Origin of the sequence: Promicromonospora umidemergens (genome assembly GCF_024171995.1) — a bacterium.
GTDB classification, from domain to species: domain Bacteria; phylum Actinomycetota; class Actinomycetes; order Actinomycetales; family Cellulomonadaceae; genus Promicromonospora; species Promicromonospora umidemergens.
In genome coordinates, this window is sequence record NZ_JAMTCT010000011.1 from 128146 (window position 1) to 141429 (window position 13284).

The 13284-nt window shown below is 72.9% G+C and carries 8 protein-coding genes; 2 read left to right on the top strand and 6 right to left on the bottom strand.

Going from position 1 to position 13284, the window contains the following annotated elements:
• The first annotated feature begins 54 nt into the window (after positions 1-54).
• Entirely contained in the window at positions 55-5823 is a 5769-nt protein-coding gene (locus APR04_RS17600; RefSeq protein ID WP_253872392.1) for a zinc ribbon domain-containing protein, read from the top strand.
• Between the two features lie 9 nt (positions 5824-5832).
• Here APR04_RS17600 and APR04_RS17605 read toward each other — a convergent pair whose 3' ends face one another.
• The 6 genes from APR04_RS17605 to APR04_RS17630 all read right to left on the bottom strand — a co-directional run bounded on the left by APR04_RS17605 (position 5833) and on the right by APR04_RS17630 (position 11844).
• The gene (locus APR04_RS17605) at positions 5833-6867 is read right to left on the bottom strand and encodes an alpha/beta hydrolase (protein WP_253872393.1); all 1035 of its coding nucleotides are present in this window, start codon (positions 6865-6867) and stop codon (positions 5833-5835) included.
• A gap of 96 nt (positions 6868-6963) precedes the next feature.
• Positions 6964-7869: an LppM family (lipo)protein gene (locus APR04_RS17610; RefSeq protein ID WP_253872394.1), complete on the bottom strand. Its 906-nt coding sequence runs from the start codon at positions 7867-7869 to the stop codon at positions 6964-6966.
• A gap of 105 nt (positions 7870-7974) precedes the next feature.
• Entirely contained in the window at positions 7975-9333 is a 1359-nt protein-coding gene (locus tag APR04_RS17615; RefSeq protein WP_253872396.1) for an MFS transporter, read from the bottom strand.
• A complete protein-coding gene (locus APR04_RS17620) occupies positions 9330-9956 on the bottom strand; it encodes a winged helix-turn-helix domain-containing protein (RefSeq protein WP_253872398.1) in 627 nt (208 codons plus the stop codon). Before APR04_RS17620 ends, APR04_RS17615 begins: the two co-directional genes overlap by 4 nt.
• Before the next feature lie 416 nt (positions 9957-10372).
• Entirely contained in the window at positions 10373-11134 is a 762-nt protein-coding gene (locus APR04_RS17625) for a sulfite exporter TauE/SafE family protein (protein WP_253872400.1), read from the bottom strand.
• Positions 11131-11844, bottom strand: coding sequence for a FadR/GntR family transcriptional regulator (locus APR04_RS17630; RefSeq protein ID WP_253872403.1), 714 nt, complete (start codon positions 11842-11844; stop codon positions 11131-11133). Before APR04_RS17630 ends, APR04_RS17625 begins: the two co-directional genes overlap by 4 nt.
• A 107-nt stretch (positions 11845-11951) precedes the next feature.
• On the opposite strand from APR04_RS17630, the gene APR04_RS17635 reads away from it, so the two are divergent.
• The gene (locus APR04_RS17635; protein ID WP_253872404.1) at positions 11952-13283 is read left to right on the top strand and encodes an SLC13 family permease; all 1332 of its coding nucleotides are present in this window, start codon (positions 11952-11954) and stop codon (positions 13281-13283) included.
• Position 13284 lies beyond the last annotated feature (1 nt).

Genomic DNA, 13284 nt, shown 5'->3' on the forward strand with positions numbered 1-13284 from the left:
CTCACCCTGTGGATACATAGCGCCCACGACGCACACTCCGCCAGGATGGCGGTCATGCCAGCGACCTGGGCCGGCGACGTCGTCGCCCGTCTTACCGACACCACGAGGTGTCCCTCCTGCGGGGAACAGCTCGCAGCCATCGTCTGCTCCGCCTGCGGACTCGACATCTCCGGGCGGCGTGCGCAGGAGGTGTGGCGCTTGTCCCTCTCCGCTGCGGACACGCTCCGGGAGCGGGACAAGGTCCTCGACGCGATGCGCCGGGCGCAGGCTGTGGTGACCGGCGCTGGGACCGGTGCGGGCACGCGGACGCCGGAGAGCCAGGCGCGTCCGGTGCGGGCAGGTGGCGGCTTGCCGGCACCAGCCTCGCGGGCGGCTGTGACGCCGCCCGTTCCGGCTCCGGCTCCGGCTTCGACGCCTGCTCCGGCGACGCCACCGGCCCCGGCGTCGGAACCGGCGCAGGCACCGGCGCCGTCGGCCCCGAACCCTCCGGCCCCCGTGCCGCCGGCCGGCGGCACGGAGGCGGCACGGCCGTCCGCGCGGGAGGTCGCACGCCCCTTCGCACCGCCCGTCGACGTCCGCCAGGAGAAGGCAGCTGCTCGGCGCGCGTCCGGTCCGGGCGTCTCCCTGCAGCCGATCCTCGCGGGTGCCGGCGCCACGCTGCTGGCGGTGTCGGCTGTCGTGTTCGTGTTCTTCACGTTCGGCGACAACCTGCTGCTGCGTGCCGTCGTCACCGGGATCGTCACCGTCGCGGCGGTGACCGTCGGGGCACTGCTGCGACGGGCGGGGCTGCGCACGACGAGCGAGGCCGTGGCGGCGCTCGCGGTGGTCCTCGCGTGGGTCGACGTCGAGCTCGGTCTGCAGGCGGGCCTGCTCGGACAGCTCGACCCCGCGATGGCGCGGGCCGTGGTGCTCGCGGTCCTGGCCCCCGGATTCGTCGCGATCGGGTCCTGGCTGCGGGTGCGGTCCTGGGTGTCGGCGGGTCTGCTGTCGGCTCCTGTGGTGCCGGTGCTGGTGGCGGCAGGTCTGCCGTGGTCGGCGTGGTCGGTGTGGTGGTGGGTGCCTGCGCTGATGCTGGTCGGCGTCGTGGCGTGGGCGGCGATGCGGACGGTGCCCCTGGTCGAGAAGCGGTCCGGTACGCGGCTCGGCACCGAGACGGCGGTGCTGCGGAGGGTGCGGGCCGCCGGGCCGCCGTTCGCCCTGTTCGCCGCGCTCGGGGCCGAGCCGCTCGGGGCCGAGACGCTGCCGTTCACGGCGGTGGGGGCGACGGCGGTCCTGTGGTCCGGGGTCATGGTGTGCTCTGTGGTGCTCGGGTCCTGGCTGCGGGTGCGGTCCTGGACGTCGACGGGCCTGGTGTCGGCTCCGGTCGTACCGCTGCTCATCGTGCTCAGCCTCCCAGCGGCCGCGGGGTCCGTGGGGTGGTGGGTCCTCGCGCTGGTGCTGGTCGCGGTCGTGGCCTGGGCAGCGATGCGACTGCTCCCGGCGGTCGCCCGCCGGCTCGGCGGTACCGCGACGTTCGAGCTCGAGACGGGGGTGCTGGAGGTGCTGCGAGCCGCTGGGCCGCCCCTTGCCCTGCTCGTCTCGCTGGGCGCCCAGGCGGTGCCGCCGCTGACGAGCTCGGGCGCGAGGACGGCGCTGTGGTCCGGGGTGGTCCTGTTCTCGGCAGCGCTGGGCTACCGCCTCCGGGTGCGCCCCTGGGTGTCGACCGCCCTGCTCGCCGCACCGGTGGTGCCGGTGCTGGTGGTGCTCAGCGTGCCCGGATCAGCGTGGTCGGTGTGGTGGTGGGTGCTCGCGCTGGTGCTGGTCGCCCTCATCGGCTGGGTGGCCGGACGAGCCGTTCCGGCGCTCGCGGAGCGGTTCGGCACGCCGTTCGCCATCGAGGCGAGGACGCTGCGCGTGGTGCGGGCGGCAGGATTCCCGCTCGCGCTGGCGGCGTCCTGCGTGGCTGGGCCGGTGCTGTCGCTCACTGGCCTCGGTGCGACGACGCTGCTGTGGTCGGCCCTGGTGGCGCTCTCGGCACTGTTCGGGTACGGCCTGCGGGTGCGCTCCTGGTCGTCCGTCGCGGTGCTCGCCGCGCCGGTGGTGCCGGTGCTGGTCGCGCTGAGCCTGCCCGAGTCGGTGTGGTCGGCGTGGTGGTGGGTGCTCGCACTGGTGCTGGTGGCGGTCGTGGCGTGGGCCGCGATGCGTCTGCTCCCGACGTTCGACCGGCGCCTCGACCCCAGCGGCGAACCGCTGTTCGTCGTCGAGGCGGGAATGCTGCGGGTGGTGCGTGCGACCGGCCTGCCGGTCGCCCTCGCGGCGTCGGTCCTGGCGCTCTTCGCCGCACCGGTCGGGGCCATGACGCAGGAGGGGACCACCGTCGTCCTCTGGTCAGCCGTGGTGGTCACCGGTCTGGTGCTCGGTCATGCGCTGCGGGTTCGGGCGTGGTCGTCCGCCGGAGTGCTCGCGGCGCCGGCGATCCCGCTGTTGCTGCTCGGCGCCGCGGAACTGCCAGACGGCTCGTGGCTGCCCACGGTGGCGGTCCTCGCCGTAGCCCTCACCACGCTCCTCGCGCGTGCTGTCGGCATCGTCTCCGGGCCCCGCATCGGGTCCGGACTGCGGGCCGAGACCACCGGGCTCGACATCGTGGCCGTCGTCGCGATGCCGATCGCCGTTCTCCTGTCGTTCGGGGTACGACAGCCGGACGCGCTGCCAGGCCTCGGCGGCACCGCGGTGCTCACAGCCCTGGCGGCAGCGACCGTGACGGTCCTGCGGCGGGTCACCCACCACCGGCACTGGACGATCATCGGCGGTGTGCTCGTGGTTGCCGCCGGTGGTCTGCTGGGTGGGGTCGACGAATGGTCGGGGGCGGGCTGGGTCCCGTTCGGCGCCGCGTGCGTGTGGGCGGCGCTCGCGCTCCTGACCGCTCCGCGTCTGCTGGCGGCGACCCGCCTCGGCTCCGTCCGTGGGGCGCTGCACCCGAGCACCCGGGACGACCTGTTGCTCAGCGGCTGGATCGCCGTCGCTGCCGCTGCGGTACCGGCCTTGATGCTGGTCCCGGTGCGCGCGACGGACGCATGGGTCGCTGCCTGGTCCACGTCAGGTGCCGGATGGACCCTGCCCGCCGGTGCGCTGGTCAGCCCGGCGCCGGTCGGCCCGACGGTCGGGGAGGCCGAGGCCCTGGTGAGCCTGAACCTCCCCTGGACCCACCTGGGGACCGTCGCCCTCGCGGTCGTCACGCTGCTGGCGGCGAGGCTCGCCCGGCGCGGACGGCGGGTCGAGGCCGTCGTGGCCCCGGTGGTCGTGCTGCTCGCGGTGATCGGCCTCGCGCTCGATCCTCGCCTCCTCACCGCGGTCTCGCTGGCCGCCCTGGCCCTGCTCGCGTTCGTGCTCGTCGCGGCGACAGCGGACCGGGCGGCAGCCTGGCGTGGGCTGCGCCCCGCTGTCGCGGCCGTGCAGGGCGCGGCCAGGGCGCTGGTCCGCGCGTCGTGGCGCCTCCGCGTGATCGGCGGGACCGGGGTCACCGGCGCCGACCTGCGGCTCGCCCGCGCCACCGCGCTCACCGGTGCCTTCGTGGCGACCGGGATGCTGCTCGTCCTCTCCTGGGCCTCGCGTCCCACGGCCGCCGCGGGGGCCCTCGTCGTCTGTGCGCTGCTGCTGTCGCTGCGTGGCGTGCTGCGGTCGACGGCCCGTCCCTGGCTGGTGGGCGCCGGGTACGTCTACCCGCTGGCCGTGCTGGGTGTCGTGCTCGGGTGGCTCGACCTGTCCACCGTCGCGGCGATCTGCACGGTCTCGGCCGTCGCTTCGTTGGTGACGATCGTGGTGACGCTCGGGGCACGCACCTCGCGGGCCGAGTGGTACGTGGTGCTCTGCGTGACCACAGGGCCGTTCGCCGCGGGTGTGGTCACCGTGGTGTTCGAACGCACCTGGTGGTCCGCGGGCGCCGCTGCGGCCATGCTGGCCCTCGAGCTGGTGCTGCTGCTCACCGCCCGTGCGGGCCTGTCGGGCCTGCTCCGGTCGGGAGCGGCGTTCCTCCTGCTGCCGACGGCGTCCGTCATGGTCACCAGTGCGGGCGCCATGATCCTGGAGGTCTCGGGATCGCCGTACGTCCTGCCGGCCACCGCCCTGGTCGTCTCGGCGGTCGCGGGCGGTGCGGCTCGGGTGGCGGAACGGATAGCCGCACGGGTGCCCGACGGCGGGCCGGGGCTCGCGTCGGGTGTCCACCGAAGCCTGGAGCGGTCCGCGCTGCTCACGGGCGCCATCACGATCCTCCTCGCCTACGCCCGGCCGGCAGCCGGGCCGGACGTCGCGGTAGCCGTGCTGCTGCTCCTGATGGCCGGTACCGCGCTCGTCGCCAGGGAGCCCGGGCGCCGGCGCGTCTGGCTTCTCGTCGCCGCGCTGGGTCTCGCCGCGCTGTGGACGGCGCTGGCCGGCGGCGATGTGATGCTGATCGAGGCCTACACGCTTCCGCCCGCGCTGGGCGCGGTCACCGTGGGCGTGCTCCTGGCCTGGCGCCTGGGACGCGCTGGGGCAGGCACCGAGGGCGCGGGCCGACCGGCCCGACAGACGACCCGACCGGCTCGACCGACCGGGGCCGGCCGCGCGCCGGCTACGGCGGTGACGCATGCGTGGCGCCTTGCCGCGGTCGGTGCGGGGCTCGCCGTGGTGCCGAGCCTCCTGGTCCACCTGACCCGTACCGAGCCGGCCGACTGGCGGGCGTTCGCCCTCGTGGGTGGTGCTGTGATCGCTCTCGGGGTGGCGTACGCCCTGGGGTTGCCGGCCGTGCGCGGGCGGTTCGCCGTTCTGCGCGAGTCGTGGACGCACCCGGCGAGGCGGGGGCTGACCGCCCTGGCGGCGCTGGCCGGCCTCGCCGGAGTCATCGAGTCCCTCCAGGTCGCGCGCGAGCCGGTGTCCTGGCTGGCCTTCGACCGGGAGACGTCGCCTGGCCTGCCCCGCCTGACGTGGTACGACGGCGCCCCGCTCGGTGCGCCGGTCGAGGCAGGCTGGGTGTTCGCGGTCGGTCTCGGCTGGGCGCTCCTCGCGGGAGCGCTGCTGATCGCAGCGGCAGCGGTGGCCCGGCGCGCGGCGGACGGCCGACCGTCACCGTGGCTCGACCGCTGGGGCATGGCGCCGGGCCTGGTCCTCGGGACGCTCGGCGCGGTGGCGAACACCCGGCCGGTGTGGGGGTCGATCGTGGCGCTCCTCGCGCTGGAGCTCGTGCTGCTCGCGGTGCTCGTCCTGGTCACGCGGCGTGCGGGGCGTGCAGGACAGGCGGGGCAGACGGGCGTCGGCGCACCGCCGTGGCTGGTCTGGCTGTGCGCAACGGCGGTCGCGATCGCTGCCTGGTCACCGCGCGAGCTGCGGGTCGAGGCGTTCTCGGTGATGCTGGGTGCCGGCTTGATCTGGTCGGGTGCCGCTGCCCTGCGCCGCTGGGTGGCGGCGGGCGAGCCGGCGGGTGCCACGGGCACCCTCATGACCTGGCCGGTCGGCTACCACGGCTCCTGGCGCACCATCGGCTGGGGTATCGCGGCCCTGGTCGGTCCCTCGGTGCTGTCCACCGTCACCGACCCGCTGACGATCCGCGCGTCCTGGGTGGTGCTGGCCGCCCTGGCTGCGGTCCTCGTCGGGTCACGCCTGCGTCTTTCGGCGCCGTTCTGGATCGGCGTGTGGACCCTGGCCGTCGAGGTCGTCATCGTGTTCGCCAAGCTGGGTGTCGGCGTCTCACCGCTGCCATGGATCCTCACCCTCGTCCCAGCCGCCGTCGTCCTGCTCATCATCGCGACGCTCGACGAACGGAGGACAGCCGCCTCCGGCGGCACCGCCGCCTACCTGCGTGACCTGCGCTGACGCCCGCCGTCAGACCTTCGTGTCCAGCCAGTCCAGCACCGTGGACAGGTACTTCTCCCTGGCCGGCCTGGGGGACAGCGCCAGGTCGTGGGCGCCGCCCTCGATGATCGCTACGTCGACAGCGGCACCCACCTGCGGTGCACGAGCGTGCATGTGCGCGACGTCGAGGATGGCGTCGGTGCTGAGCATGACCGCGGCGGCCCCGCCGTCGGGCCCGGTCGTGTCGCTGGTGCACAGAAGGGTGGGGCACCGCACGGTGAGGCCACGCGCGAGCCTGCGGTGGCCGCGCCGGATCGAGGCCAGCCACCCCGCCCGGACGGGGAAGCCTGCGTAGGGCTTCCACCGCAGGTCGTACTCCCACTCGCCGCCCGTGGCGTGGTGCAGGGCACGGCCGTAGTCCTCGCCGAGATGGGTCAGGACCGTGTTCGGCGCGACCCGTCCGAGCAGGTACACCAGCTGGGTGACCAGTCTTCGGTCCGACCAGCTGCCCCTCAGGTCGAACCAGGGGCTGTTGAGCACCAGGGCCGTCACCTGGTCCGGGCGCGCGTGCGCGTACATCGAGGTGATGAGCCCGCCCATCGAATGTCCCATGAGCACCAGCCCGCTGTGGCCGTCCGCTGCGATCGCCTCGGCGGCCGCGTCCAGGTCCTGCTGGTAGAGCCGCAGGCTGTTGACCATGTTGGCGTCGGCGCCGGCCGCGGCCCACGCCTCGATGGAGCGCCCGTAGCCACGCAGGTCGATCGCGTAGAACGGGTAGCCCCGCCCGGCGATCGCCTCGGCGAGGTGCCGCTGGAAGAAGTAGTCCGTGTAGCCGTGCACGTACAGCACGGGTGGGCGCCCGGCGTCGGGACGGCCCTCGGGCGTGTAGCGGACCAGGGTCGCCTCGGCGCTGTCGTCCGCCACGGGACGGCGTCGCCGACCCGCGGGGACCCGCAGCGACCCCGAGGGCCCCGGCAGCCGCAAGGTGCGAGCCTCGAAGCCAGCGCCCAGCACGTCCTCGGTCCACTCGTTCCCGCTGTCGTCCATGTCGCTCCTGTGCGTCATGCCTGCTTCTGGTCGGCCTGCCGTGTGCGCTGCCGTCGGCTGACGATATAGGCAACGAGCCCCCTGACGACGGTTACCAGGAACGCGGCGAGGCTGTCAGTATCCCGGAGGGAAGCTCGGCGGCCGGCTCGGGTCCGGAGGGGTGGCCTGCTCCTGCGGGTGCGGGGGTGCCGCGCCGTAGGGGCTCTTGGCGGCACCGTACGGCTGGGGCGCAGGTCGGGCGGGAGTCGGCTGCGGCACCTGCTGACCCGGGAACGGCGGGCCGGTAGCCACCTCCGGCCGGCGGTCGCGCACGCGCAGCATGGCCTGCCACACGATGACGCCGATGAGCAGCAGGATGACCAGCCCGCTCAGGCCGAGCGCCAGGACCATCCACTCCGGGACGACGGGTAGCGTGACCACCTCGGAGGCCCCGGCCGCCTCGTCGGCAGACCCGTCCATCGGGGCGACGGCCGATCCCCGGGCACTGATCTCGACGGCCTCGCCCACCGTCGGTTCCCAGCGCACCGAGTTGCCGTCGATGGTCCCGTTCGAGTCCTTCACCGTGCCCGGGAACGTGATGTCGACGGTGACGCTCAGGTCGTCGACGGATGCGCCGCCGCGGCTCCCGAGGCCTTGTTCGGTGAGGTCGAGCGTGCCGGACACCACGTAGTCGCCGCCCTTGCGGACCACCTTGATGGGCCAGCCCACCCGGGCGCCGACGCCACCGATCTTCTCCTCGGGATAGACGTACCGCGTGCCGGTGTAGCCGTCCTGCTGAAAGTCCTCGGTGCGGGCCGCGTCCTGTGCCGGGTCACCCTGGCCCTCGGTGAGCGTGTCGATGACGTCGTCAGGGGACTGCCCGGTCTGGTCGAGGTACCTGTCCTCGATGGCGAGCACCACGCTCGACACCGCCGTGTCGTCCGGCTTCAGCTCCACCTCGACACCCAGGCGTACGCACCCGGACAGAGTCAGGGTCAGTACGGCGAGGGAGGCGACTGCCACGAGGCGGGAGCGGAGCACTGAGACAGCATGCCGGTCGTCCCCCGGAATCGAGAAGCCTGATCGAGGGGAGTTGTCCCCATGGGCGGGACCCCAGGTGCGCGGTATGGGCGCGGTCGGCCGTCGTCAGCCGACGGCGGCAGGAACGGTCGCCTTGGCGCTCGCGGCGAGCATCCGCTCCCGGCGCAGCGCGGGCAGGAAGCAGGCGGCGCCAAGGGTGCTGAACGTACCGGCCAGCACCATCGCCGCCGACGTGGAGAGCACGTCAGACGTCCAGCCGAGGACCGGGCCGGCCAAGGAGAACGACGCGAACGAGAGCATCGAGGCCATCGACAGGACCGTCGAGCGGTTCCGTGACTCGGCTTCGCGGTGCAGGAGCGCCTGGTACGCGGGCCCGCAGGCGCCGTGCAGCCCGTACGTCACGAGGTAGGCGGCGACCAGGCCGACGGGACCGAGAGCCAGACCCATCCAGACGGCCCCGAGCCCGTTGAGCACGCGGGCCAGGATCGCCGTGCGGGCGACCCCGATCCGGGGCGTGGCCAGGCCGGTCAGCGCCGCCCCGCCGGCGAACACCGCCCAGCCGGCCGCAGCGGCCGGTCCCGCGACCGCGGCACCGGCCGCGGTTCCGCCCAGCATCTCGGAGAGCCGGATCGGCTGGAACGTCTCGAACACCACCATGCCGACGCTCCAGAACACCTCGACGAGGAGCAGCCAGCGCAGCACGCGGTTGTCGCGGGCGAGCCGGAGCCCATCGCGGATGACGCCGGGAGCCTGTCGCGCGGACTGGAGCACCCGGCCCGCCACCCGTGTGCTCCCGGTGCCCGACGGCGGTAGGGCCGGCGCAGCGCCTGGGCCGCCAGTGCCGGTGCCGTCGGCCTCGGGAGCCGAGACCCTTGGCACCTCCCGGACGAGGATCGTCACGGCGACGAGGTGCGCCAGCGCGAGCGTGGCGTACACCGCGTAGGGCAGCGTCAGTGCGGACCAGGCATCGAGCGGGTGCCACCAGACGAGCCCGCCCGAGATGAGCGCACCGGCGGCGATCGACACACCCATCACGGTGCCGTGCGCCGCCAGCGGCCGGTCGACGTCGGCGCCGGGCTCGGTGGCGTGCACGGTGTCGACGAACCAGGCCTCCAGCGGTCCGGAGTCGAGCGCCCTGAAGGCGCCCGCTACGCCCGCGGCCAGGGCGAACGCCCAGAAGCTCTGTGCGGTGAGGAACAGGACGGCTGCCGCCACCTGCAGTACGGCGGCCATGACGAGCAGGGGGCGACGGCCGAGGGTGTCGGCGAGGCCGCTGGTGGGCAGCTCCAGGAAGAACACGGTGAGTCCCGTGATGGACAGCGCCGTCAGAGCCTGCGTGACCGAGAGCCCGCGTTCGAGCGGGAGCAGCGTGGTGACGGTGACGACCAGCCCGACGGGGAACCACCTGGTCGCGGTCAGCAGCAGGAAGACCTTCCGGGCCCGGGCGGGCGTCAGGGGAGTCATGGCCGGTCCGATCCGGGGTTGTCGTCCGTGTCCGTGTCTGTGTCGGCGGCGCCGGGGATGTCGTCCGGTTCCAGCGGGAAGGCCGCTGCCCACAGGGTCACGCGGCGCCCGTCCGGGGCGGGGTCGACGTCCCGGTAGCGCTCGATGACCTCGTCCAGGTCTCGCCGCAGCGCCTGGAGCTGCTCCGGGTTGACCGTGACCCAGGAGTCACCCATGCCCGCCGCGTCCTGCCACTTGTCGGGCCACGCCTCGGCGACGTCGAGCCAGTGGCCGAAGTCGGTGCTGAACAGGCGCAGGTAGTCCCGCTCCAGCCAGCCGAGCGCGGTGGCGGCGTCCTCGTCGTGAGCCAGCTCCGTGCGCTCCCAGCTGTGGGAGCTTGTGGCGGCCCGCCACAACCGCTGCTTGCCTGTGCCCTCGCCCGTGTCCGCCACGAGGCCGACGGACTCGAGCTTGCGCAGGTGATAGCTGGTGGCGCCTGAGTTGGTGGTCAGCGCCGTCGCGAGCGTGGTCGCCGTCGCGGGCCCACCGCGCCGCAGGGTGCCGAGCAGGCGTGAGCGCAGCGGGTGGGCGAGGACCTTGACGGCCTCGGGAGTGAGTCGAAAGTTGTCCTGGGGAGCGGCCATGTATGCACAATAACCATGCACAGACTCTGTGCACAATAGTTATGCACGATAGTGTGCACCGGACTGCTTCGATCCGTTGGTGTGCTCGGTGTTGAACCGCAGGTCAGAAGTCCGTCGACCGCCCCACCTGTGCCGAACCGCAACCTTCGAGTCCTCCGGCCGCCGATCGGCGTCGGACCGCAGATCAACGTCGAACCGCAGGTTAGAAGCCCATTAGCCCGCCCACCGGCGTCGAGCCGCAAGTTGGTCGTCGTGGGACGCGCCGAGCCGCAACCTTCGAGTCGATGCGGGAACTCGTGGACGTGTCTGCTGCGGTTCGGCACGCCGGGCAGCGTTCAGGTTGCGGTTCGACGCCGGTGGGCGGGCCGGCGGACGCGCAACTTGCGGTTCGACGCCCGGCCCGGCGCCAAGCCCGGTCAGAAAAGCATGAACAGCGCTGTCCCGCCGCCCGCTATCACCACGAGAACGCGGAACACGACGGGCGACATCTTGCGTCCGAGGCGTGCCCCGACGTACCCGCCCACCACCGATCCAGCGGCCAGCAGCCCGATCGCCAGCCAGTCCAGGTCGGCGACCGCCACGAAGATGACGGTGGCCACGACGTTCGCGGCCAGTACGGCCAGCGTCTTGAGCGCGTTCACGATCCGCACCGGAAAGTCCGTCCCGAGCCCGAGCACCGCGGCCATCATGACGCCGGAGCCGGCCCCGAAGTAGCCGCCGTACGTGCCCGTGAGGACGGCGAGCACCACGGTTGCCGGTGACATCTCGTGGCGCAGGCGGGTCGGCTCGTTGCGGGTACGGCGCAGCCATCGGCTGATCCACGGCTGCGCGCCGACGAGCAGGCAGGAGAGCAGGATCAGCCACGGCACCACTGCCTCGAACACGCCGGGCGGCAGCGCGAGCAGCAGGATCGCTCCGCCGACGGAACCGACCCCGCAGGCGGCGAGCACGACGATGACCGTCCGGGGGTGCTCGCGCAGCTCCTGGCGGTAGCCGAACGCGCCGCTCAGCGCTCCGGGGACGAGGCCGACCGTGTTCGACGCGTTGGCGACGACGGGCGGCAGGCCGATGGCGAGCAGCACGGGGAAGCTCAGGAGCGACGCGACGCCGACCGTCGAGGTGAGGATCCCTGCCCCGAGCCCGGCGCCGAGGACGGCGAGCTGTTCCCAGCCGGTCACTGTTCCTCGTCCCGCAGGAGCGCCACGTCGCTCACCATCTCGACGTGGGCGTGCATGGCGTCCGCTGCGGCCTCGGGCTTGCCCGCCCGGATGGCTTCCGCGATGGCGCGGTGCCCGTTGAGGGAGTTGCGAGGGCGGCCCGGCTGCGAGAGCGACTCGATCCGGCTCTCCCGGACCAGGCTCGCGATCTCCCGCATGGTCTGGGCCAGGAGGTCGGAGTGCGCGGCGGCGGTGACGGCCGCGTGGAACTGCTCGTCGGCGTCCACGCCCCGGTCCCCGTGCGTGATGGCCGCCTCCATCGTGTCCAGGGCCGCGTCGATCGCCCGGAGGTCGTCCTCCGTGCGCCGCTGTGCGGCCAGGGCGGCGATCTTGGTCTCGAGCGCGTCCCGGATGTCGATGATCTCGGGCATCCGGTCGGCGTGCGCGCGGATCGCCTCGACGATGCGGCTCTCGCTGAGCTTGCCGGTCAGCACGGTGCCGTCCCCGTGCCGCACCACGACGACGCCGACCACCTCGAGCGCGACGAGGGCCTGGCTGAGGGTCGCGCGGCTGACGCCGAGCCGCGCGGCGAGCTCACGTTCGGGCGGCAGTCGATCGCCGGTCTTGAGCCCGTTCTGCCGGATCCAGGTGGTGATCTGCTCCGCCACCTGCTCGTACAGGCGCGTGCGGGCCAGCGGTGTCGGCAGTTCGGCGGAAGCCTTGGGGGTCACCTGACCGAGAATACTTGACAGATGGACCAGTGGACTATTGGCTAGGCCACTGATCCATCGTGCCTCGTCGGTCAAAGGTGTCCGCCACGATGGGAAGAGGAGTTCTCATGGGTCCTGAGTGGATCGCGATCATCGCGCTCGTCGCGTTGTTCGTCGTCGGGACAGTTCTACCGATCAACATGGGCGCGCTCGCCTATGTCGCGGCCTGGTTCGTCGGCGTCTTCGCGCTGGGCATGGACGACGGCGACGTGCTCGGCGGGATCAGCGCCAGCCTCGTCCTGACGCTCATCGGCGTCACCTACCTGTTCGCCATAGCCAGGAACAACGGCACGGTCGACCTCATCGTCGCGCAATCGATCAAGATGGTCGGCGGCCGAGTGGCCCTGATCCCCTGGGTCATGTTCGCCGTCACCGCGGTGCTGACCGCCATCGGTGCGGCCAGCCCCGCGGCGTGCGCCATCATCGGCCCGGTGGCGCTCGGCTTCGCCCGTCGTTACAAGATCAACCCGCTCATGATGGGCATGTTCGTGGTGCACGGCGCCCAGGGCGGCGGGTTCTCCCCGATCAGCATCTACGGAACCATCACCAACTCGATCATGGCCGACGTCGGCTACGAGGGCACCGAGATGGCCGTGTTCATCGCGTCGCTCGGATTCAACTTCGCGATGGCCGTCATCCTGTTCTTCGCGCTCGGCGGGCGTCGCCTGATGAGCGAGCGGGTCGACCCCGCTGACGCCGCCGGCCACGCCGCCGACCGCAGCGTCGACGGCCTGAACCCGGGCGGAACGCCGGCACCCGCCGGCGGTCAGGGTGCCCTCGCGACCGTCACGCGGACCGTCGGCGTGCGCCGCGACCACGTGCTGACGCTCGTCGCCTTCGCAGCGGTCGCCGTGACGGCCCTCGCGTACGACCAGGACATCGGCTTCGTCTCGATCACGGCAGCGGTCTTCCTCGCCATGCTCTCCCCGCGCCAGAACAAGGACGCCGTCAAGCAGATCGCGTGGCCCACCGTGCTGCTGGTGGCCGGCGTGACCACCTACGCGACGGTCTTCACCGAGGCCGGCGCGCCCGAGTACATCGGCCTCTGGGCGGCGGGCCTCGGCATCGTCACCATCGGCGCGCTCGTGCTCTGCTACGTCGGCGGCGTCGTCTCGGCGTTCGCGTCCTCCACGGCTCTGCTGCCGGTCATCATCCCGATCGCCGTGCCGCTCATCGCCACCGGCGGCGTCAGCGCCTGGTCCATGGCGGCGGCCCTGGCCGTCTCGTCGACGATCGTCGACGTCAGCCCCTTCTCGACGAACGGAGCCCTGATGCTCGCCAACCGGCCCGACACGATCTCGGAGCAGGCGTACTACAAGCAGATCCTCGGCTACGCAGGCATCGTCACTCTCGTGGGGCCGCTGCTGGTGTGGGCCATCCTCGTCCTGCCGGGCTGGTGAG